Origin of the sequence: Geomonas terrae, assembly GCF_004791675.1 — a bacterium.
In the GTDB taxonomy this organism is placed as follows: domain Bacteria; phylum Desulfobacterota; class Desulfuromonadia; order Geobacterales; family Geobacteraceae; genus Geomonas; species Geomonas edaphica.
Window position 1 is genome coordinate 898,092 of the sequence record NZ_SRSC01000001.1, and the last position, 20,908, is coordinate 918,999.

The window sequence follows — 20,908 nt, forward strand, 5'->3', positions numbered from 1 at the left end:
CGCGCGAACGAGCATCCGTTGAAAGGCCCAAGAGAAGCAGAACCCGCTGGGAAGAACTAATTTAATAGGAACCCTCTGCGTGCTCAGGAGCGCACGAATGTTATCACAAGTCATTATTAATATGAAGCTGGTAGTGTGAGGATTTTAAGCCGCTATCCCCAAGTGTGGGGGAGGCGAAGAGAGGTGGCTCATAGTTTCCTCGGGATAGACGCTCTGGAAAGAGGAGGTGCGTAAAAAAATCCAACGATGGAGTAGGTAGCATGGCGAAAACGCCTTCTTCCACTTATATCCCCATTTGTATTGCGCGTGGTAGGTCTTCGTGTTATTTTCGAGCCTAAACTCTACACTTTTGGGCGCTGAAGTACGTTGGTCCCTCGAGGCATTTACGGCAGTGACAAAGTCTTTCATCAAGTGACAAACTCTTTTCACTTATGACAAAGTCTTTTAGCTAGTGCCAAAAACTTTTAACATTCCACACAAAAGGAGAACACCCCCATGGCAAGTCTGAACAAGGTGATGCTCATAGGCAACCTGGGCAAGGACCCCGAGGTCCGTTACACCGCCGGCGGCACCGCCGTAGCCTCCTTCTCCCTGGCCACCACCGACCGGATCAAGGGCAAGGACGGCAACTGGGAAGACAAGACCGAATGGCACAACGTCACCCTCTGGGCGCGTCTCGCCGAGATCGCCGGCGAGTACCTCGCCAAGGGGAAGACGGTATATATCGAGGGACGCCTGCAGACCCGCAAGTGGACCGACAAGGAAGGCAAGGACCGCTACACCACCGAGATCGTGGGTGAGAAGATGCAGATGCTCTCCGCGAAGGGTGAGGGTGGCGCACCGCGCCAGGGCGGCGGCCGTCCCCAGCAGGACTACAACCAGGGCGGCGGTTACGAGGAGCCGGTATTCAACCCGGACGACGAGATCCCGTTCTAGTCGGACCCCACACCTCATCGTGAACGAAAACGCCGTAGATCTCCTGATCTACGGCGTTTTTCTTTTTTCACGTCTTGACTGATGCTTCCGTCCCCAAAGGGGGGACATGTTGCTCCTATGCGCAGAGATCGATCTTTATGTCCCAGTTCTTTATCTTCATGGTCCCGTTCTGGGCGAGGTTCAGCTGCATCTTGAAGGCACGGTCCCACATCTGGGGCTCGTGCCCAACCTTCCGGGCAAGACACTCCTTGCTCGCCATCTCCAGGTACTCGGTGAGGATCGGCTTGTAGTCCGGATGGGCGCATTTCTCGATGATCTTCTTCGCGCGTTCCTTCGGAGCAAGCCCCCTCAGGTCCGCGAGCCCCTGCTCGGTGACCACGCAATCGAGGTCGTGCTCGGTATGGTCGATGTGCGAGCAATGCGGCACGACGCAGGTGATGCCGGTCGGGTCGGTCTTCGAGGGGCGGCTCGACGGCGTGTGCATGATCTTCAGGAAGCCGTTACGCAGGAAATCGCCGGAACCGCCGATCCCGTTGATCATGCGGGTCCCCCCGACGAGGGTCGAGTTTGCGTGGGCGTAGATGTCGATCTCGACCGGCGTGTTCATCGCGATCACCCCGAGGCGCCGGATCGGTTCCGGGGCGTTCGAGATGGATAGCGGACGCAGCAGGATCTTGTCGGAGTACTTGTCCATGTTCGCAAAGAAGCGCGGGAACCCTTCATCCTTCGAAAGCGACAGGGAGCAGGACGACGCGCAGTTCAGCTTGCCGGAATCGATCAGGTCGAGCATGGTGTCCTGCAGGACCTCGGTGTAGACGCTCAGGTCGCTGAAGGGCCCCTTGGCGAGCCCGCCGATGACCGCGTTGGCGATGGAACCGACCCCGGACTGCAGCGGCAGGAGGTTTTTCGGAAGGCGCCCCGCCTTCACCTCGTGGCTAAAGAAGTCGATGATGTTCTGCGCGATCGCCTCGGAGGTCTCGTCCTGTTCGGAGAAGGCCCTGCCGTTGTCGCGATGACGCGACTCGACGACGGCGACGATCTTCGCGGGGTCGCACGGAACGTACGTGGTCCCGATCCTCGAATCGGCGCGGGTGATGTCGAGGCTCTGCCGATTGGGAGGGTTCATGCAGGAGATGTTGTCGTGCATCCCCTCGAAGGAAGGCTGCCCCACGTTCACCTCGACGATGATCTTGTCGCACACCATGAGGATCTCAGGGATGACTCCGCACGACGAGGTGGGAACGAGGCCGCCGTCCTCGGTGATCGCCGACACCTCGATGATGGCGATGTCTAGCCTGCCGGTCGCAGTGTCCTTGGTGTAAAAGCCGTAACCCAGGTCCTGGGCGAAGAGGGATAGGTGCTTGTCACCCATCCTTATCCTCCCCTCGTTTATGCCGGCCGCGATGTTCTTTCCGGTCTGGTAGGGCCAGCGGCGATCCAGCATGTCGAGGCTCGCCCAGCGGTCCTCGGTCTCGGCTCCGACGGAGGCGCCGGTGAAAAGGTTGAAACGCATCTTCCCCTGGAGGTTGTTCTTCTCCACGTGATCGGCCAGGGCGATCGGCACCGCCTTCGGGTAGCCGGCCGGGGTGAAGCCCGACCAGCCGAGGTTCATACCGGGCTTGAAAAACTGGATGGTCTGCTCCGGCGTCATCACCTTTTTTAAGAGCGACTTGCAGCGGACGCGGTCCTGCAGGGTTCCATATTCAGACATGACGTTTTCTCCTTGTTTTATTTTGTCGTATACGTTGGCACGTTAAAAAAAAGGGCTAACTGCGGCCGCCTTCCGCGGCCCACTTCTCAAGCATCGAGGTGGTCACCGACTTCGGCCGCTCTATGGCGTATCCGAGCCCGCGATCCCAGGTGAGGTTGGCCATGCACCCGAGCGCGCGCCCTACTCCGAAGAGCACGGTATAGAAGTCCCACTCCTTCACCCCGTAATGCCACTGGATGACGCCGGACTGTGCGTCCACGTTGGGCCAGGGGTTCTTGGTCTTGCCGTGCTCGGCGAGCACGCCCGGGGCCACCTCGAAGATCATGGAAACCAGTTTGAAAAGCGGGTCGCCCGGGAGGTGTTTCTGGCAGAACTCCCGCTGCGAGGTGTAGCGCGGGTCGGTTTTTCTGAGCACCGCGTGGCCGTACCCCGGGATGACCTGGCCGGAGTTCAGGGTGTCCCAGAGCGCCTTGGTGATGAGCTCGCGGGTCGGCTCCTCGTTGCTGCAGTATTTCTTTTGGAACTTCAGGGTCCAGTCGAGCACCTCCTGGTTGGCGCGGCCGTGGAGCGGACCTGCCAGTCCGTTCAGCCCGGCGGCATAGGAGAGGTACGGGTCGGAGAGCGCCGAGTGCACGAGATGGGTGGCATGAGCGGAGACGTTGCCGGACTCGTGGTCGGAGTGGAGGATGAAGTACATGCGTGCCACATCCATATACTCGTCACCCTGGCCGATCATGCGGGCGAAGTTCGCACCCATGTCGAGCGCCGGGTCGATCGCGAGCGGTGCGTCGTCACGGTACTTCAGGTTGTAGATGAAGGCAGCCAGCACCGGGATGCGGGCCACGATGTCGCAGGCGTCCTCGTAGACGTACTCCCACGCGCCGAGCTTGTTGAAACTCCCCGAGGTGTAGTAGGCGGCGAACTTCGATTCCCGCTGCATGGCACCGATACCGGTGGAAAGCATGGTCATCGGGTGGCTGTCGCGCGGCATGGCCCTGATGATGTCGAAGACGTAACCCGGCACCTCCTGGCGCTTCTTCCAATCCACGAGCACCTCGTCCACCTGTGCCTGCGTCGGCACCTCGCCGGTCAGCAGGAAGTACCAAAACGATTCCACCGTCGGGTACTCGGAACCGGGGGCCTTGGGGAGGGCCGCGAAGGTCTCCGGAATGGTCTTGCCGCGGAAACGGATCCCTTCCTGCGGGTCGAGATATGAAATGTCGGTTACCAGGCAGCGGATGTCCCGCGCCCCGCCGATGCACTGTTCGATGGTCACTTCATCGATCTTCACCTTGCCGTACTCTTTCGCCAGCCGGGTAGTCCTCGGCCTGAACTCGTCGAGCTTTCGCCTGACGGCTTCCTTTAGAGCCATGTTCATCTCCTTGTGGTTGTTGTTAAGCTGCGGACGAGTGCAAGCGCTTGCGGTTTCTGCAGCTGGTCAAACGGTAAAAAGTGACATGAAGTCGTTGACTGGGGTCTCCTCGAGGCGCTGCCGGTCGCGGCCGAGCTCCATGATGCGTGTCGCCCCTTCCACGGAAAGGGTGGCGAGGTTCTCACCGAGTTTTTTGAAGATGAGCGGCAGGGCTTCGGCGCGCCGGCGCCGGTGACCGAGGGGGTACTCGACTTCCACCTCCTCGCTTTGCCCTCCCCCACCATAAAAGATCTGCACCGAGCTCGCGATCGAGCGCTTGTCCGGGTCCAGATAGTCGAGGCTGTAACGCTCCTCCTCGGTGACCGCCATCTTCCGCCTGAGGTCGTCGATGCGAGGATCGGCGGCCCTTTCGTCCAGGTAGTCGGTCGCCGTGAGTCCGCCGAAGATGAGGCCGACCGCGGTGATGTACTGGAGGCAGTGGTCTCGGTCGGCGGGGTTATGCAGCTCTCCCGTCTTGCTGATGATCCGGAGCGCCGCGCGATGGGTGCGGATCTCCACCCGCTCGATCTCGGAGAGCCGCCCCTTCACCTCAGGGTGCAGCCTGATCGCCGCCTCGAGCGCGCTCTGGGCATGGAACTCCGCGGGGTAGGCCACCTTGAAAAGGACGTTTTCCATCACGTAGCTTTCGTACGGGCGTTGGAAACGGAAAGGTTCTCCTTGGAAACATACGTCGTAGAAGCCCCACCCCTTGGCGGAGAGCGCCCCCGGGTACCCGGCTTCACCCCGCATGGTCAGCAGCGCGAGCCACACGCCGCGGCTCGTTGCGTCCCCCGCCCCCCAGGATTTGCGCGATCCCGTGTTGGGCGCCTGGCGGTAGATCCTGAGGCTCTGGCCGTCCACCCACGCCTGGGAAACCGCGTCTACCACCTGTTCGAGCGTTCCTCCCAAGAGATCGGTCACCACCGCGGCGGTCGCCACCTTCACGAGCGCCACGTGGTCGAGCCCGACGGCGTTCAAGCTGTTTTCCAGCGCGAGGCACCCCTGGATTTCATGCGCCTTGATCATCGCGGTCAAGACGTCGCGCATGGTGAGGGGGGCCATCCCTTCGGCTACCCTTCTCCGGCTCAGGTGATCGGCGACGGCCAGGATTCCTCCGAGGTTGTCGGACGGATGCCCCCATTCAGCGGCAAGCCAGGTGTCGTTGTAGTCGAGCCACCTGATCAAGGTACCGATGTTGAAGGCGCCGGTCACGGGATCGAGTTCGAAGCGGGTTCCCGGCACACGGCATCCATGCGGCACCACCGTATCCGGCACCACCGGCCCGAGGAGCTTCGTGCCGTCGGAGAACTTCGACGCGAGGACGGCGCACCCCATGGCGTCCATCAGGCTCAGGGCCGCGGTCCGGTAGGCGTCCTCGCTGGTGACGGTCGCCTCTTTGACGTAGCGGGCGATGGCGATCATTTCCAGGTCGGCGGAAGGCCGTACATTGATCTCAGCGGTGCCGTTGGTTCCCTCAGTTGCCGTCATCTCCCCTCCCCTTCATGAGCCGGTCCAACCTCTCCTCGTACTCCCGGTATCCGAGGACCCGGTACAGCTCATCGCGCGACTGCATCAACCCCAACAGATCACGCTGGGTACCGGTGCACTGGATGGTCTCGTAGACCAGCGAGGCTACTTTGCTCATGGCCCGGAAGGCACTGAGGGGGTAGAGAACCATGGCGATACCGACCGCCGAGAGTTCCTTCGCCGTGAAGAGCGGCGTCCGCCCTCCCTCGGTGATGTTGGCGAGAATGGGCACCGGCACCGCTTCGGTGAACCTCCGGTACTGTTCCAGATCGGTCGCCGCCTCGGCGAAGATCGCGTCCGCGCCTGCCTCCACGTAAAAGGAGGCGCGCTCGATGGCTGAATCGATCCCCTCGCAGGCCAGGGCGTCGGTACGCGCCATGATGATGAAGGAAGCGTCCGTTCGGGCATCCGCCGCCGCCTTGATCCGGTCGGCCATCTTTTCCCTTTCGACCACGCTCTTGTTGGGACGGTGTCCGCAGCGTTTGGGGAAGACCTGGTCCTCGATATGAATTGCGGCGACGCCCGCCCGGGTCATCTCTCTTACCGCGCGAGCTATCGTGAAGGACGACCCCCACCCCGTGTCGATGTCCACCAGCAGCGGGAGTTCGCAGGCGCCGGTGATGCGGCGGGCGTCTTCCAGGACATCATCGAGGCAGGTTATTCCCAGATCGGGACAGCCGTAGGAGGCGTTGGCGACGCCTGCCCCGGAGAGGTAGAGGGCCCGGTGCCCCGCCGCCTCGGCGAGCATGGCGCAGTAGGCGTTGATGGTGCCGACGATCTGCAGCGGCCGCTCCCGCTCTATGGCCGCTCGAAGCTTCGTTCCCGCGGTGACGGATGCCTCCATCAGTTACCCCTTCTGCTCCAGTGACTGTCGGCGCCTTTCTTCGATACTTTTGCGCGCCGCACTGATGTGGCGTCTCATCAGGAGGTCGGCAAGCTCGGCGTCCCGTTCAGCGAGCGCCTCCACGATCCGGCGGTGTTCCTTGAGGGCCAGGAGGGGACGCGGGCTCGACGTGCTGAATTGGTAGCGATACATCCGCATCAATTGGTAAAGCCCCCCTTCGAGGATGCTGATCACCTTGCGGTTGCGGCTCCCGAGGAGAATGCGGTAATGGAAGTCGAACTCCCCCTCCTGCTGGTAGTAGGAAAGCCCCTGGTCTTCCCGGATGCTCTTTTCGTGGTCGTCCAGCAGCCGCCCGAGGTCGGCAATCTCCTCGTCGGTCATGTTCACCGCCGCCAGCCCGCAGGCCATCCCCCCCAGCGCCTCGCGGACCTGGTAGATGTCGATCAGCTCCTCGTACGACAGGGTCACCACCCGAGCCCCCAGGTTCGGAGACCGGACCACCAGGTACCTTTCCTCCAGCCTGCTGAGCGCCTCCCGCAGGGTCCCCCGGCTTATCCCGAACGTCTTTGCCAGTTCCGGTTCCGAAATCTTGCTCCCGGCGGGGATCGCCCCCTTCACGATGGCGGTCTGCAGTTGCTCGAAAATTCGATCCGATAACGAAAGCGACGAAGTTTCCACTTCGGTCAGAGTTTCATTCATTGTCGACACCTTTCATGCTAATGATCCTTGCACGTGTCAAAATACGCCGATTGCTACTCATGTCAACACAAAAGTGTCGACACTTTTCCCGAAGAGTTTCCTCCAAGCGAGCGCGTTACGATGCCGCTACGTGAAACTCCTCAGCCACTTTGAGTCCCACCAGAGCTCCGTCGGGCGAAGTGCGATCGCCGGATCGCTAAAAAAAGCGGCCGCTGTCCAAGGACAACGGCCGCTTCATTTACCAATCACCGCATCACCGGTTAAAGACCCGACACCTCAAACCACCAAGCGGAACCTCGCACCACCCTCGGTATTCTCGACGGTGAGCGTCCCCTTCATGTTTCTCTCGATGATCATCTTCGCCATGTAAAGCCCGATCCCCGCCCCCTGCGGCCCTTTCGTGGTGAAGTAAGGATCGAATACCTTGTCGAGGATCTCCTCCGGCACCCCACCGGCGTTGTCGGAGACGGTCACCACCGAGCGCCCGTTTTCTTCGCCCACGTGGATCCGGATCGTCGGTTGGGGCGGCTTCGCCGCGATGAAGGCGTCCCGCGCGTTGATGAGAAGGTTCAAGAGCACCTGGGCGTACTCGTTTGGGTACCCGTCGATCTGCGGCTGCGCCGAGGAGGTAACCTCGATCCTGATCTGCACCTCGTGCAGACTGATATCCACCAGGGAAACGGTCTTCTCCACCGCCCCCAGCACGGAGAAACTGGACTTTTCCGTCGCGGGGGTGAAAAAGCTCCTGAACTTGTCGATGGTCTGCGACATATGCACGATGGCATCCATCATCTTCTCCACCTTCGTGTCCAGGTATTCCTCAGTCAGCTCACCAAGCCGCAGGGTGATAGGGAGGTCCTGGGCCAGAAGGGCGAGCACGTTCAGCGGCTGGCGCCACTGGTGCGCGATGTTGCTGATCAACTCTCCCATGGCCGCCAGCCGCCCCTGCTGGATCAGCATGCGATCCATCTGCCTCAGCCGCTCCACGGCCTGCAACCGCTCCGCACTTTCCCGCTCCAGCTTCTCGTAGGCGGTACAGAGTTCGCCGTTTCTCTCCTTCATCTGCCGCTCGGCCAGGCGCCTGGTCACGACCTCCGACCTCAGCTGGATTTCCGTCATCACGGCTGCGGCCAGATCCTCCACCACGGAGATCTGCTCTCCGGTCCACTCTCTGGGCTTCCCGTCGATGACACAGAAAGAGCCGAGGATGTAGCCGTCCGCGCTGGCGAGGGGGATGGCGAGGTTGTCCTTGAAAAGCGGATGCTCCCGCGCGTCCTTAATGACGAGTGGGGTCTTGGCGATGCGGTTGTACTGGCAGAAGGAATGGGAAAGCGGGGTCTCACGCCGTGACTGCCACGGCTCGGGAAGTCCCAGACAGCTTTTGAAGAACTGCCGGTCCGAGTCGATCAGGGAGACGAGTGCCGTCGGGGCGCTGGTGAAGCGTGCCGCGAGCCGGGTCAGCCTGTCAAACGCCTCCTCCGCGGGTGTGTCGAGCAGGGCGACGGCGCGCAAGGCCGCGAGCCTCGTGGGGTCCGCTACATGTTCCAGAACTTCCCTCGCTTCTTTACCGTTCATCGTTCCCTCTTCCATAAAGGCCGTACACCGGCCGCCTTGGTCACCTCGGACACAAGGGGATAAAGTATCAGATTTTCCGACACTTTCAAGCCGTCCCCGCCGGCGCCACGGCTTGGACACCACTGCACGATTCGTGAGTTTTTCCTTTTCATTTAGGCGTTTACACGACTGGCGCAAATAAAATAAGATATCAATGCCTCGCTGACAGAAACGTCAACCGATGCGGCTTGAAGGAATGGGGTTCGTCGCCCCTCGTGAAACACGTGCTGAAGGAACAGGTATGGCCAAGATCATTTCGTTCGAGAAGATGCAGCTGGCGATCAGGAAAAGAAGAGAAGCGGAAGCACACCTGCAGAGCACCGAAGATGACATCACCGCGATCCTCAACGACTACTCCCTCACCCCGGCTAACCGCCGCTGGAAACTGGAAAACATGCTGATGGACGTAGACGAGCAGCTGGAACAGTACCGCAAGGAGCTCGAAGCTGCGGAAAGGAAGCTGAACGCGCTGGTGGCGAGCGCCGAGGGGGAGATTGCCCGCGCTTACGGCGAGTTCGAGGCGAAGGTGCGCGGCATGACGGTCGCGGTGCACAAGCTGACCGGCGGCGGCACCGCCTGCATGGCAGCGGGAGGCGCAACGCACGGCGAACCCTGAGCGTCCGCCCTTCCTTCTTTTTTCAGGTTATGGTTTTCAGCACCACCTGTTTGTGCTAGTTATGTAGACGTTCAACGTCACAGCACCGCACAGGGGGGTTGACCATGAAGATCCGCAAGAAGATTCTCGATTTCGAGTACGAGGAAGTCCTCGAGGAGAAGTACCGCGAGCTGATCCGCGTGGCATGCGCCGTAGCGGTCGGCTGCCCGGACTGACTGAAGAAGCATTTCGCGGTCGCGAAAAACGCAGGTGCCACCGAGGCGGAGCTGAACGAGGCCATGGCCTACGGCATCATCGCCCCTTCCGGAAGGGCGAAGAACTTCGTGCGCAGCCAGGAAGAAGCCCTGAAGGAACTGTAACCTCCACCCATCCTCGCCGGGACCGTACTGGTCCCGGCTTTTGTCTTTTTAAGGAACACCTGCGGTCTTGAAACGTCTTCTTTCTTCCAAAAACAGCAAGCGCATCTCGATCCGTCGTGATGTCGCCGCCCTCTCCATGCCGGTGCTTTTGTCCTCGCTTTTCCAGCGCCTGGTCTCCATCGTGGACATCTTCATGGTGGGGGGGCTCGGTGCCGCGGCGATTGCCGCCACCGGTCTCGGACAGCTCCTCATCTTCGTCACCATGACGGTCTTCTGGGGGCTTTCCACGGGAACGAACGTGGTGACCGCACACCTCTGGGGCGCGGGAAGGCGCGTCGAGGCGAAGAGAGCCGCCTTCGCGTCGCTTCTCTTCTGCGTCCTTCTCGCCGTTGCGGCGAGTCTCCTCGGCATGTCCTTCGGCAAGGAGATCGCCGTCTTCATGGGGGCGCAGCCCGAGGTGCTCTCCTACGCCTCCGAGTACATCCGCCTCGTCTTTTTATACTTCGGCTTCACCGCCGGGCTGAACATCCTCTCCGCCATCATGCAGGGAACCGGCAACACGCGCACCCCGATGGAGGGGATACTCCTGGTGAACGTCCTGCACGTGGCGATCGCCTACCCCCTCATCTACGGCCACTTCGGCTTCCCCCGCTTCGGCGTCGTCGGCGCGGCCTACGCCATCAACCTCTCCGAGGCGGCGGGCTTTTGCTACCTCCTCGTCCAGGCGTTCCGCGGTGGTTACCTGAAGGTCGGGAAACCGGACCTGGTGCTGCTGAAGAAGGTGCTCGGCATCGGCTACCCGGTCGCCCTTGAGCGCATCGCCCAGCAGTCTGGCCAGCTCTTCTATTCCAAGTTCATCATAGGCTTTGGTACCGCCGCGTACGCCGCGCACCAGATCGGTCTCTCCATCGAGTCGCTCTCCTTCATGCCCGGCGCCGGGATGGGCATCGCTGCGGCGACCCTCATGGGGCAGGCGCTCGGGGCGAGGAAGCTGAGGCGGGCCCACATGAGCCACACCGAGGCGCTCAGGCTCGCCGTCCTGGTCATGGCCTTCATGGCGCTGCTCTTTTTCTTCCTGCCGCACCAGTTGATCGCCCTCTTCACCTCCGACCCGGACGTCATCGAGAAAGGGAGCGTCTTCCTTAGACTGGTCGCCTTCGCTCAGGTACCGCTCGCGCTATCCTTTGTCTATGCCGGGAGCCTGCGCGGCACCGGCGACACCCACTTCGTCTTCCTGGTCACCCTCGCCTCCATGTGGGGAATCCGGGTGCTCCTCTCCTACATCGCCGCCGTCCCGCTCAAGCTCTCGCTTTATGCGGTCTGGAGCGTCTTCGTCATCGACTGGATCGTCCGCGCCGGTGCCTTCTGGTGGCGCTACCAGCGACGTGACCTGCACCAGGTGATCATCTAGCCGATGCGGCTTTCATTCACACCAACCACAGAGCCATACGAGATCCGGGAGCGCCTGGGGCGGCTTCTTGCGCCCGGCTCCCTCCTCGACGACCGGCTCGAACGGCGTATCGCGCGCCTGGGAGATCGCTTCGTAAGTTACGCGGCAAGCTATCCCCTACCCCTTTGGGCACCCGGCCTCGAGATCACCCCCGAGATGCGCGGCATGACCGAGGCGCTCTTTCCGCTCGCCGAACCGCGCGCCCTGTTCGAAAAGGTGCTGCGGCGCGGCTGCCGGTTCGCCCCATTGCTCTCCGGCACCTACCTTGAAAGCTCAGCGAGCTGGCTCGACCTGCTGCAGAGGCTCTCGCCGCAGCTTCCCTGCGCCGATCCCACGCCGTCCCTGCGCCGGCTCGCCTGCGACGACGCCGCACGCACCGCGTTTCTTTTCGCGCTCATGCTTCCGCAGCATTTCGGCGGCGGCTTCGACCGCTATCCGCGTCAGCTCTCGTGGATTTCGATGTGGATGAAAGGGTCGCGCCGTGCAGACGGCATACGCGTGCTGGACGCCGCCTGCGGCAGCGGTGAAGGGACCTACCAGGTGGCGCAACTCCTAGTAGAGGCCGGGATGGGTAAGGGAAGCGCCGTGCACGGCTCCACGCTGGAACCGATCGAGCTCTTCGCCGGCGCCCACATGTACTTCCCGCACGCCTCAGAACGCGAACGGGAGTACCGTAACCGGGCGGGGTCGCTCCTCGGGCCGGGTGCCAACGCCCCGGCGCTGGAATTCTACCTGGACCGCGTCGACGCCCCGCCGCAGCGCGAGCCTTACGACCTGGTCCTTTGCAACGGGCTTCTGGGCGGTCCCTTGCTGCACGACCCGGCTGAGCTCGCCTCCGCCTTCGCCGGGCTTTCCGCGCGGCTTGCCCCCGGCGGGTTGTTGCTCGCCGCCGACCGTTTCCACGCCGGTTGGCGTCAACGCGTTCCCGAGGAATATCTTATCGCCCTGATGCGGGCCCACGGCCTCACCCCGGTCGAGGTCCCCGAAGGGATCGCGGGGAAAAAGGGATAGCACTCATCAACCAGCAAAGAAAAAGGGGACGGAGCCTTATGGCCCCATCCCCTTTCTTATTGCCCCACCATGCCGAACAGGCTTTTACGCCTTCAGCAGCACCCCGCCCCAGGAAAGCCCGCCGCCAAAGCCCATCATGAGCACCAGCTCGCCCGGCTTGATCTTTCCGTTTCTGCGATTCTCGTCCAAGGCAAGCCCCACCGAGCCCGCCGCCGTGTTGCCATAGCGGTCCAGGTTGAGCAGGAACTTCTCCTTGGGGATACCGGTCTTCTTGGAGATGAAGTCGATGATACGCACGTTCGCCTGGTGCGGGATGATGTGGTCGATCTCCTCGGGACGCACACCGCCGCGCTCGGCGAGATCGGTGATGATGCGCGGAATGACGTCCACCGCGAAGGTGAAGACGCTTTTACCGGCCATCTTGAAGGTGTTTTCCTTTGCCGCGATGCTCTCGGCGCTGACCGGCTTTCTCGAACCGGAAGACGGGACCTGGATCAGCTCCCATCCGCTGCCGTCGCTCTGCATCATGCTGTGCAGGATGCCCTTGCCGGAAACCCCGGCCCCGAGGATCACCGCTCCGGCGCCGTCGCCGAACAGAGGCGCGGTCCCGCGGTCGTCAAAGTCGAGGATCTTCGAATAGGTGTCGGCCCCGATCAGGAGCACCTTCTTGTACTTCCCCGACCGGATCAGGTTGTCCGCCAGCTCCATGCCGTAGATGTAGCTGCTGCAGACGGCGTTCATATCGAAGGCGAAGGCCCTCGTGGCGCCGATGTTCTTCTGCACCATGCACGCCGTGGCGGGGAGAATCATGTCGGGTGTGGAGGTGGCGACGATGATGCAGTCGATATCTAGAGGGTCTACGTCCCCGTTTTCGAGGGCGAGGAGGGCGGCGCTGGTGGCGAGGTCAGAGGTTGCCTCTTCCGCTGCCGAGAAACGCCGTTCACGGATGCCGGTGCGGGAATGGATCCAGTGATCCGCGTCATCCACGAGGTAGTTGAAATAGGCATTGGGGACAACACGAGCCGGAACGTAGCCACCGGTCCCCAGGATTTCCGAACGTATCATGTAGAGAGCGCCTCCTGGCTTCCCGCGTGGACACAGCAGGAAGCACTCTCTGTATATCTCATAATAAAATACTGTTTGTCAATCGTTCCCTTTATAAAAAACGGCATCCACCACGCCGTAGGCCCAAACGATCATGAATCCACCCAAAAGGTATTTTGCGTAAGGGGCATCCACCTGGATCGCCGACACCACCTGCTCCGGCGTGAGGCCCCCTTCGCGCCCGGCCACCATGAGCTTGCCTGCGCTTCTCAGTGCTACGAACAGCGCGCCGAGGATGAAGATGTTATCCAGCAGGATCATCACCCCACCCTTTAGGCGGCTTCCACGGTAGAGTTGTCCCAGCCCGGGAAGCACCAGGGCGGAAAGTGCCACGGATTTGATCCGGTTCGTCATCGGTTCGTTCTCCTTGTCGGCCACCTGAATGGTGAACCGGTTTTAAGTAATCTGTTGTTTTGTGTTGTACAGCCGACGGTTTTTTGTTAGTTTTCGTCGCTATGGACCGAGCCGAACGCACCAAAAGACGCGACGCCATCATGCCGCTACTAAAGGACCCCGATCCGGAGGTACGACAGGCTGCTTCGCGCGCCCTGGAAGCGCTGGAAGCGGCGGAGAGCCTCGAGGAGGTCTTCGACCGCTTGAAGCGGGGTGACCGGGCCACCAAGGTAGCCGCTATCTACGCTTTGGGGCGGATCCCCGACGACCGCGTGCTGCAGATACTGAACTACTGCGCCGCAAGGCCCGAGGAGGACATCCGGTGCGCCGCGGTCAGCGTTCTCGGCGAACTGGCGCGCCCCGAGGCGCTCCCCACGCTGGTCGAGAAACTTGATGACCCTTCCACCCCGGTGCGCGCCCTTGCCATCGCCGCGCTCTCCCGCTACCGTGATCGCTCGCTCGTCTCGAAGCTCGTGCCGTTTCTGGAGGCGAACGACGGCTTCCTCGACGCCGAGGCTGCCCTCACCTTGGGGCGGATCGGTGACGCCTCGCTGGCCGAAGCCATCACCGGGCTGCTTAGCTCCCCCCACGACAAAACCCGCGCCGCAGCGGCCACCGCACTGGCGCAGCTTCCCTAGCCACCCGCACCGTCTCCCCTCCCACGCAATTCTCCTTTGTTCGGGACGCATCGGACCGAAAACGAGCGACCGATTCTATCTTAGCCAAGGAAAGCTTGTCAAACGCATACCGTGCCGTGCCGGTAAACGCGCCGTTGTTGACACTCTTTGGCAAAAAGCTTAGTATTACGTAGTTTTTCGGCCCGCCGCTGCGCGTCTGGAGTTATATGGCAAAAGTAAAGGTAAAGACCGGGTTCGTCTGCTCCGACTGCGGTGCGACCTACCCGAAATGGCAGGGGCACTGCTCCGCCTGCGACGCCTGGAGCACCATCAAGGAAGTACGCCTGGGGCCGGAACCACGCTCCGGGCGGCGCGACGGTTTCGCCGGGACCACCTCGCCGGTCACCCTCCTTAAAGATGTGCAATTCACCGATGAGCATCGCTTTTCAAGCGGCAGCGAAGAGTTCGACCGGGTGCTCGGGGGAGGCTTCGTCCCCGGCTCGGTGATCCTGATCGGCGGAGACCCCGGCGCGGGGAAAAGCACCATCCTGCTGCAGACCATGTGTCACGCGGCTGCGAGCAGAGAGGTCCTCTACGTCTCCGGCGAAGAGTCCCTGCAACAGATCGCCGGGCGGGCCAGGAGGCTGCAGCTTCCCCTCGACCGGGTCAAGATGCTCGCGGAAAGCTCCGTGGAACGGGTGCTGCAAGCCGCCGAGAGCGAACGCCCCGAGGTGGTGGTGATCGACTCGATCCAGGTGATGCAGTCCGCCGTTGTCGACGCGGCGCCGGGCGGCGTCTCCCAGGTAAGGGAATCGGCCGCCGCCTTCACCTGCTTCGCCAAGACTTCCGGAGTGGTCCTCATCATGGTAGGGCACGTCACCAAAGACCAGTCCCTCGCCGGTCCGATGACGCTCTCCCACATGGTGGACACCCAGGTGATGCTCTCCTCGACCGAGGACGCGCGCTACCGGCTCATGCGCACCACTAAAAACCGCTTCGGCCCGGTTAACGAGCTCGGCGTCTTCGCCATGACCGAGAAGGGGCTGCGGGAGGTGAAGAACCCCTCCGCGATCTTCCTCTCGCGCACCGAGAACGCCGCCCCCGGGAGCCTCATCAGCGTCCTTTGGGAAGGAACGAGGCCGCTTCTGGTGGAGATCCAGTCGCTCGTGGTCTCCGCTCAATACGGCTCCCCCCGGCGCCTCGGGATCGGACTCGACCAGAACCGCATCGCCATGGTCCTCGCCGTCATCAACAAGCACGGCGGCCTCGTGCTCGCGGACCAGGATGTCTTCGTCAACGTCGTCGGCGGCATCCGTGTGCTGGAAACCAGCGCCGACTTGGCGGTAGCCCTCGCCATCGTCTCGAGCTTCAGGAACACGGTCCTGCCGCAGGACCTCCTGGTTTTCGGAGAAGTCGGGCTTTCCGGCGAGATAAGGCCGGTTTCCAACGGTGAATCCAGGCTCAAGGAAGGGGTGAAGCACGGCTTTACCCGTGCCATCGTGCCGAAGGGCAACGCCCCCAAGAAGGAGATACCGGACATGAAGGTGGTGGGAGTGACCTCGCTCTCCGAAGCCCTCGACGCCATCTAAGCGGATAGTAGAGCCCCGGCGGCTGAGATTTCGTCTTACGGATCTTTGGTTAACAGGAAAATTTCACTTTACTAATTTAGAAAAATCCTCTTTAATGTCGTATTGATTAGAAAGGGTAGGTGTTCATGAATTCGGAAAAGCTCGAGTACTTCAGAGGAATCCTGCAGGAAGAGAAACGAACGCTCCTGGAAGAAGCTGGCCGGACCGTTATGGAGATGAACTCCGACACGACCAACTTCCCCGACCCGACCGACCGCGCCACCCAGGAGTCGGACCGCACCTTCGAACTGCGCATCCGTGACCGCGAGCGCAAGCTCATCAACAAGATCCAAGAGGCGCTCAACCGTATCGACAACGGCACCTTCGGGATCTGCGAGGTCTGTGAGGAGGACATCAGCGAAGCGCGCCTGAAGGCCCGCCCGGTGACCACCCTCTGCATCGACTGCAAGATGGAGCAGGAAAAGAAAGAAAGATTCCGCTAGATCTACAATTCACCGCTCGTCTCTCGGAGTTCGCATGGCTGCCCGGAAGGTAGACAACCTGCTGGAGCAAGCGTTGGTCATTGCCCAGTCATCCGGTCGCTCCCACCAGGCCCGACTCGGCAGCTTGCTTCGCCTGGCGGCCCGCTCCCTCGGCCTCGCCTCCGCCTCACTTTTTGTCCCCGACCCCTCGGAACCGATTCTCACTCAGCGTTACCTGGCCGGCGCCTCCGGCATCGCGCAGCGTTGCGCCATTCCTTTCGATATAGGTTGTGCCGGTCGCGCCGCGTCACAGCGGACCGACGTCTTCTGCACCCATGCTGATCTCCATCCAGAGGAACGCGGCGGCGCCGAAGCGATAGGCTATCATTCCCTTCCCGTCCTCGACGGCGACCGACTGGTCGGCGTGCTCGTGCTGGGGAGCGCCGACGCCTCCCTTTCTCCTGCAAGCCTAGCCCTTTGCAGAAAGTTGCTCCCCGTTTTCAGCCTGACGCTCGCCGCCCTCGCCGCCGCCGAACAGGCACAGGCCTCAGGGCGCATCATGTCGCTCCTCTCCGGTCTGGGGCACCTGCTCGGATCCCCCACCGCCGCCGGCACCCTGCTTCCCAAGATCGTCAGGCTCTGCACCGGCTCTGGTTTGGCAGGGTTCGCCGTGATCCGCCTGACCCCAAACGGCAGGAGCAGGGGCAGGGTTTTCAAGAGCTGCCAAAGCAGCTTCCGACAGGATCTCGAGGCATTCCTCGATGTGGAGCAAAAGCTTTCCGCCTGCGCCCTCGCTGCCGGTGCCACCCGCACCGAGCAGGTTGTTCTCGCCGGGTCAGGTTACCGTGCGCTGAGCGCCCCATTGGGCAGCAACGGCAGCACCATGGGTGCGCTCACCCTCTTCGGCGGTCCGGAACTCCTCTCACCTGAGCATATCGATGCGGCGGAGGCGCTCGCCCGCCTTCTCTCCGGCACCCTTGCCGAAGCCATCTGCAAGGAAAGGGTCGCGAGTCTCGACAGCGAAAACGAGAAGAAGCTGAAGGAACTCTCGCTGTTGTACCGGCTCAGCAACACCATGCTTTCCACCATCAAGCTGAACAAGCTGATTCACCTAACACTTACCGCGCTCACCTCCGGCCCGACCCCGTTCTTCGACCGCGCCATGCTCTTTCTAACCAACGAGCGATCCGGTTCGCTGGTCGGCATGCTCGGCGTCACCTCCGAGACGTCCCCTCCCCTCTCGATCCCGCAGGGAGGAAGCGAGGATATCCTTTCCAGCCGTTGGGACATCACCGAAGGTGAGATGGTGGCACAGCGCGACTCCGACTTTTGCCGGAAGGTGCAAGGGAAGCGACTCCAGTTGGACGGCACCCTCAACATCGCCTCCCAGGCCGTCCTGGAAAAGCGCCTGATCTACATTCCAGACGAAGCCGTGATCGGCGCCGATCCCGCCACCGCGCCGCGCACCGCCCTCGCCGCCTCGCCTCTCATCGCCCACGGCCAGACCGTCGGGGTGGTACTCGTCGACAACGCGCTCACCCAGTCACCGATCGCCCAGGAGCACCTCCGCTTTCTGCAACTTTTCACCAACCAGGCAGGCATGGCGATCGAAAACTCGATGCTCTACAACAAGATCGAGGATGCCAACCGCCAGTTGAGCGAGGCGCAGGAGAGCCTGCTCCAGAAGGAGCGTCTGGCCGCCATAGGCGAGATGGCCGCCGGTATCGCCCACGAGCTCAAGGGGCCGCTCGTCTCCATCGGCGGCTTCGCCGGGCGCCTCGCACGTAAACTCCCGAAGGAAAGCACGGAATGGGCCCACGCCGACCTGATTGTGCGCGAGGTGGTTCGCCTGGAAGGTATCCTCTCCGAGATCCTGCTCTTTTCCAAGAAGACGACCATCTGCTATACACGCTGCAACATGGTCGATGTCGTCAAGGAAACGCTGGCGGTGGTCACGCCGCCGCTTGAAGAGAAGCAAATCCGCATCAGCACCAAGTTTCCGCGCCAGAAGCAGGTGCTTCTAGGTGACAGCCAGCAACTGAAGCAGGTGTTTATCAATATCATCCTGAACTCCCTGGACGCCATGGGGACCGGTGGGGAATTGATGATTCAGGTTCTTCCCTGCGATCTCGACGGCAAGGACGCCGTCACGGTGAAGATAGCCGACACCGGTGGCGGCATCCCGCTCGAGCAACTGAACAGTATCTTCACCCCCTTTTTCACCACCAAGGGGAGCGGTACTGGACTCGGGCTTCCCATCGCCAACCGGATCATCACGAACCACGGCGGCAAGATTCAGATCACGAACCAGCCCGGCCAGGGAGTCGAGTTCCGCATCATCCTGCCCAAACACTGGTGAGTGGGTTATAGACAAAATCACCGCCCGCCACATGCGAGCGATCGTTCCTGCGCGATAATGGGGGTGTAGCTCAGCTGGGAGAGCGATGCGTTCGCAACGCATAGGTCGTCGGTTCGATCCCGATCATCTGCACCAATAAGAACAGGCACTTGTGATTTCATCACAGGTGCCTGTTTGGTTTATGCCCGGCGGAATTTGCAGTCTGTCTGCGAACGGCGCGATGGTCGTCGCGCCTCACCACCCAATCGCCTTGCTTTCTCGCCGCCCTCCAGCTCAAAATTTTGTCGGTTGAAGTTTGCGCCACGTACGGGTAGTCTTTGGCAGGCTTAAAAAACTTTAAGGAGGTGCCGCGATGCCGTATGACGACACGAACGATCCCGACTTAATCACCCTGTCTGAAGCAGTGCTGCAGGCGTTCACCCCGGAGATGTACAACCACATGATTTCCCTCTTCCCCACCCCCGAAATCTACGCTGCGACTCACGGCCAGTTCGCCAACGGATATCCCGCTTATTTGAAAGGAGACCCCGACGGAATCAAAGCCTTCGAAGAGGCCCGCAACACCATCAAGCAATTCCTCACGATGCTTTCCGGTTTGTCCAAAACTGCTGCCATCAAAGATCCGACTGTCCCCCAAAGACTGCCTTTGCCTCAAACGCATGCAAAGAGCACCGGCAGCAACACCGCTCTAGACGCCTCCCGCGACCTCAAAGTATATTTTGATCGCCAGGGCAACATGTACGTGACATTCACCAGAATTCCTGGAGCGAAGGGGTATCAGGTATGGGTTTGCGATGGTGACCCCAATGTGGAAAGCAACTGGAGGTTGGCATCATCGTCAAATAACAGCAGGAAAATAGGTATTGGGGGGCTGGATCGATCGAAAAACAACTGGATAAGGGTAAGGGCCATGCGTGGCTCTGAGATAGGGCCTTGGTCTAACTTGGTCTTGATAACCCCTTAACATCTCAATCGGCGGCCCTCCGGGTAACCACGGGGGGCCACCATCTACCGTATCTCCATCGTTAATGCCCCTCTTACTCCTCTTTTGTTAGATTTCTGCGCCTCACCGGGCGAACCGCCCCTCCAATAGGCTAAAAGTTGAACTCCGCCACTTCGGTTCCATGCCTCACGCAGGACGTTTTCTGTTCGGATCCCGAAACCAGCACTTCGCGTGACGAAACTACCACTTCGTTCAACGAAACTACCACTTCGTTCAACGAAACTATCACTTCGCGTAACGAACCTACCACTTCGCGTAACGAACCTACCACTTCGTTCAACGAACCTGCCACTTCGCTTCACGAACCTACCGTTTCGTGCTTCGAACCTGCCACTTCGGATTCGAAACGTATCTCAGGCGCGAAAGTGTTCCCGGCTAAGGACGTCATCTTCCGCATATGCTGAAGCCCTAGGTTTCTTCGCGGGTACTATGGCACCAAAATGTTCGTACTATCCAAGAAAGCCTCCATGTTCTATGCTGCCGGAACCGCTGCCGCGATTACGGCACGCGGTGACTAGCAATCATTTTATGGACAGGAGGCCTTCGTGAAAGTTATCGCAATCAACGGCAGCCCGAGGAAGAACTTCAATACCGCACAGGTGCTGCAAAAGGCGCTGGACGGGGCGGCTGCAAAAGGGGCGGAGACGGAACTGATTCACCTGTACGACCTCGACTTCAAGGGGTGCACGAGCTGCTTTGCCTGCAAGCTGAAAGACGGGAAGAGCTACGGGAAGTGCGCCATGAGGGACGGGCTTACGCCGGTTTTTGAGAGGATCGCACAGGCGGATGCCCTGGTGCTCGGCTCGCCGATCTACTTCGGAAGGGTCACCGGGGAGATGAGCTCTTTCATGGAAAGGCTCCTCTTCCAATACTTCGTTTATTCGCAGCCGCCGGCGTCCCTGTTCGGCAGGAAGATCCGCACCGGGTTCATCTACACCATGAACGTCCCGGAGGAGCTCATGCAGCAGTGGAACTACCAGGTCCACATGTCGGGAAATGAGAACTACCTGCGTGCCATCTTCGGCGAGTGCGAGTCGCTTTGCTGTAACGAGACGCTGCAGTTGGAGGACTACAGCAAATACGTCTTCAGCTACTACGACCCCGAACAGCGGCGGGAAAGGCACAGCGTGCTCTTCCCGGAGAACTGCCGCAAGGCGTTCGAGATGGGAGAGCGGCTGGTAACAAAAGCATAAGAGATTGCCCC

At 61.1% G+C, this 20,908-nt stretch carries 19 protein-coding genes and 1 tRNA gene; 12 read left to right on the top strand and 8 right to left on the bottom strand.

Annotated features, from left to right (window positions below):
- Positions 1 to 495: 495 nt before the first annotated feature.
- Complete coding sequence (locus E4633_RS03745; RefSeq protein ID WP_135868916.1) at positions 496 to 936, top strand: single-stranded DNA-binding protein; 441 nt, start codon at positions 496 to 498, stop codon at positions 934 to 936.
- Between the two features lie 115 nt (positions 937 to 1,051).
- On the opposite strand, the gene E4633_RS03750 is transcribed toward E4633_RS03745, so the two are convergent.
- From E4633_RS03750 to E4633_RS03775, 6 genes are all read right to left on the bottom strand, one after another.
- On the bottom strand, positions 1,052 to 2,647 hold the full coding sequence (locus E4633_RS03750) for an acetyl-CoA hydrolase/transferase C-terminal domain-containing protein (protein WP_135868917.1): 1,596 nt from the start codon (positions 2,645 to 2,647) through the stop codon (positions 1,052 to 1,054).
- Positions 2,648 to 2,702: 55 nt separating this feature from the next.
- A complete protein-coding gene (locus E4633_RS03755; RefSeq protein WP_135868918.1) occupies positions 2,703 to 4,019 on the bottom strand; it encodes a citrate (Si)-synthase in 1,317 nt (438 codons plus the stop codon).
- A gap of 66 nt (positions 4,020 to 4,085) precedes the next feature.
- Positions 4,086 to 5,546 (bottom strand): bifunctional 2-methylcitrate dehydratase/aconitate hydratase, encoded by a 1,461-nt coding sequence (locus E4633_RS03760; RefSeq protein ID WP_135868919.1) that lies wholly within the window; start codon positions 5,544 to 5,546, stop codon positions 4,086 to 4,088.
- A complete protein-coding gene (gene prpB, locus E4633_RS03765) occupies positions 5,533 to 6,429 on the bottom strand; it encodes a methylisocitrate lyase (protein WP_135868920.1) in 897 nt (298 codons plus the stop codon). Before prpB ends, E4633_RS03760 begins: the two co-directional genes overlap by 14 nt.
- A 3-nt stretch (positions 6,430 to 6,432) precedes the next feature.
- The gene (locus E4633_RS03770; RefSeq protein ID WP_135868921.1) at positions 6,433 to 7,128 is read right to left on the bottom strand and encodes a GntR family transcriptional regulator; all 696 of its coding nucleotides are present in this window, start codon (positions 7,126 to 7,128) and stop codon (positions 6,433 to 6,435) included.
- 276 nt (positions 7,129 to 7,404) lie between these two features.
- Positions 7,405 to 8,703, bottom strand: coding sequence for an ATP-binding protein (locus tag E4633_RS03775; protein WP_135868922.1), 1,299 nt, complete (start codon positions 8,701 to 8,703; stop codon positions 7,405 to 7,407).
- Positions 8,704 to 8,983: 280 nt separating this feature from the next.
- On the opposite strand from E4633_RS03775, the gene E4633_RS03780 reads away from it, so the two are divergent.
- From E4633_RS03780 to E4633_RS03795, 4 genes are all read left to right on the top strand, one after another.
- The gene (locus E4633_RS03780; RefSeq protein ID WP_135868923.1) at positions 8,984 to 9,358 is read left to right on the top strand and encodes a hypothetical protein; all 375 of its coding nucleotides are present in this window, start codon (positions 8,984 to 8,986) and stop codon (positions 9,356 to 9,358) included.
- Between the two features lie 104 nt (positions 9,359 to 9,462).
- Positions 9,463 to 9,717: a GSU3128 family (seleno)protein gene (locus tag E4633_RS20860; RefSeq protein ID WP_281275009.1), complete on the top strand. Its 255-nt coding sequence runs from the start codon at positions 9,463 to 9,465 to the stop codon at positions 9,715 to 9,717.
- 67 nt (positions 9,718 to 9,784) lie between these two features.
- Entirely contained in the window at positions 9,785 to 11,128 is a 1,344-nt protein-coding gene (locus E4633_RS03790) for an MATE family efflux transporter (protein ID WP_135868924.1), read from the top strand.
- A 3-nt stretch (positions 11,129 to 11,131) separates the two neighbouring features.
- The gene (locus E4633_RS03795; protein WP_135868925.1) at positions 11,132 to 12,178 is read left to right on the top strand and encodes a methyltransferase domain-containing protein; all 1,047 of its coding nucleotides are present in this window, start codon (positions 11,132 to 11,134) and stop codon (positions 12,176 to 12,178) included.
- Positions 12,179 to 12,262: 84 nt separating this feature from the next.
- On the opposite strand, the gene E4633_RS03800 is transcribed toward E4633_RS03795, so the two are convergent.
- Together E4633_RS03800 and E4633_RS03805 are read right to left on the bottom strand one after the other, a co-directional pair.
- Entirely contained in the window at positions 12,263 to 13,243 is a 981-nt protein-coding gene (locus tag E4633_RS03800; RefSeq protein ID WP_135868926.1) for a beta-ketoacyl-ACP synthase III, read from the bottom strand.
- Between the two features lie 78 nt (positions 13,244 to 13,321).
- Entirely contained in the window at positions 13,322 to 13,636 is a 315-nt protein-coding gene (locus E4633_RS03805; protein ID WP_135868927.1) for a hypothetical protein, read from the bottom strand.
- A gap of 140 nt (positions 13,637 to 13,776) precedes the next feature.
- Between E4633_RS03805 and E4633_RS03810 the strand changes: the two genes are divergently transcribed.
- From E4633_RS03810 to E4633_RS03840, 7 genes are all read left to right on the top strand, one after another.
- The gene (locus tag E4633_RS03810; RefSeq protein ID WP_246037888.1) at positions 13,777 to 14,313 is read left to right on the top strand and encodes a HEAT repeat domain-containing protein; all 537 of its coding nucleotides are present in this window, start codon (positions 13,777 to 13,779) and stop codon (positions 14,311 to 14,313) included.
- 206 nt (positions 14,314 to 14,519) lie between these two features.
- Positions 14,520 to 15,881 (top strand): DNA repair protein RadA, encoded by a 1,362-nt coding sequence (radA, locus tag E4633_RS03815; RefSeq protein ID WP_135868929.1) that lies wholly within the window; start codon positions 14,520 to 14,522, stop codon positions 15,879 to 15,881.
- Positions 15,882 to 16,006: 125 nt separating this feature from the next.
- Positions 16,007 to 16,363 carry an RNA polymerase-binding protein DksA gene (gene dksA, locus E4633_RS03820; RefSeq protein WP_135868930.1) on the top strand — a complete coding sequence of 119 codons (357 nt, stop codon included), beginning with the start codon at positions 16,007 to 16,009 and terminating at the stop codon, positions 16,361 to 16,363.
- Positions 16,364 to 16,397: 34 nt separating this feature from the next.
- Positions 16,398 to 18,701, top strand: a complete 2,304-nt coding sequence (locus tag E4633_RS03825) for an ATP-binding protein (RefSeq protein ID WP_135868931.1) — start codon at positions 16,398 to 16,400, stop codon at positions 18,699 to 18,701.
- A 59-nt stretch (positions 18,702 to 18,760) separates the two neighbouring features.
- Positions 18,761 to 18,836 (top strand) — tRNA-Ala (locus E4633_RS03830).
- Positions 18,837 to 19,053: 217 nt separating this feature from the next.
- Positions 19,054 to 19,665: a hypothetical protein gene (locus E4633_RS03835; protein ID WP_135868932.1), complete on the top strand. Its 612-nt coding sequence runs from the start codon at positions 19,054 to 19,056 to the stop codon at positions 19,663 to 19,665.
- 584 nt (positions 19,666 to 20,249) lie between these two features.
- Entirely contained in the window at positions 20,250 to 20,897 is a 648-nt protein-coding gene (locus E4633_RS03840; RefSeq protein WP_135868933.1) for a flavodoxin family protein, read from the top strand.
- Positions 20,898 to 20,908: the final 11 nt, after the last annotated feature.

Bases quoted from the DNA above. Each gene is read 5' to 3' on its own strand.
- E4633_RS03745 (WP_135868916.1), top strand. From the start codon at position 496: ATGGCAAGTCTGAACAAGGTGATGCTCATAGGCAACCTGGGCAAGGAC.
- E4633_RS03750 (WP_135868917.1), bottom strand. From the start codon at position 2,647: ATGTCTGAATATGGAACCCTGCAGGACCGCGTCCGCTGCAAGTCGCTC.
- E4633_RS03755 (WP_135868918.1), bottom strand. From the start codon at position 4,019: ATGGCTCTAAAGGAAGCCGTCAGGCGAAAGCTCGACGAGTTCAGGCCG.
- E4633_RS03760 (WP_135868919.1), bottom strand. From the start codon at position 5,546: ATGACGGCAACTGAGGGAACCAACGGCACCGCTGAGATCAATGTACGG.
- prpB (WP_135868920.1), bottom strand. From the start codon at position 6,429: ATGGAGGCATCCGTCACCGCGGGAACGAAGCTTCGAGCGGCCATAGAG.
- E4633_RS03770 (WP_135868921.1), bottom strand. From the start codon at position 7,128: ATGAATGAAACTCTGACCGAAGTGGAAACTTCGTCGCTTTCGTTATCG.
- E4633_RS03775 (WP_135868922.1), bottom strand. From the start codon at position 8,703: ATGAACGGTAAAGAAGCGAGGGAAGTTCTGGAACATGTAGCGGACCCC.
- E4633_RS03780 (WP_135868923.1), top strand. From the start codon at position 8,984: ATGGCCAAGATCATTTCGTTCGAGAAGATGCAGCTGGCGATCAGGAAA.
- E4633_RS03795 (WP_135868925.1), top strand. From the start codon at position 11,132: ATGCGGCTTTCATTCACACCAACCACAGAGCCATACGAGATCCGGGAG.
- E4633_RS03800 (WP_135868926.1), bottom strand. From the start codon at position 13,243: ATGATACGTTCGGAAATCCTGGGGACCGGTGGCTACGTTCCGGCTCGT.
- E4633_RS03805 (WP_135868927.1), bottom strand. From the start codon at position 13,636: ATGACGAACCGGATCAAATCCGTGGCACTTTCCGCCCTGGTGCTTCCC.
- E4633_RS03810 (WP_246037888.1), top strand. From the start codon at position 13,777: ATGCCGCTACTAAAGGACCCCGATCCGGAGGTACGACAGGCTGCTTCG.
- radA (WP_135868929.1), top strand. From the start codon at position 14,520: ATGGCAAAAGTAAAGGTAAAGACCGGGTTCGTCTGCTCCGACTGCGGT.
- dksA (WP_135868930.1), top strand. From the start codon at position 16,007: ATGAATTCGGAAAAGCTCGAGTACTTCAGAGGAATCCTGCAGGAAGAG.
- E4633_RS03825 (WP_135868931.1), top strand. From the start codon at position 16,398: ATGGCTGCCCGGAAGGTAGACAACCTGCTGGAGCAAGCGTTGGTCATT.
- E4633_RS03835 (WP_135868932.1), top strand. From the start codon at position 19,054: ATGCCGTATGACGACACGAACGATCCCGACTTAATCACCCTGTCTGAA.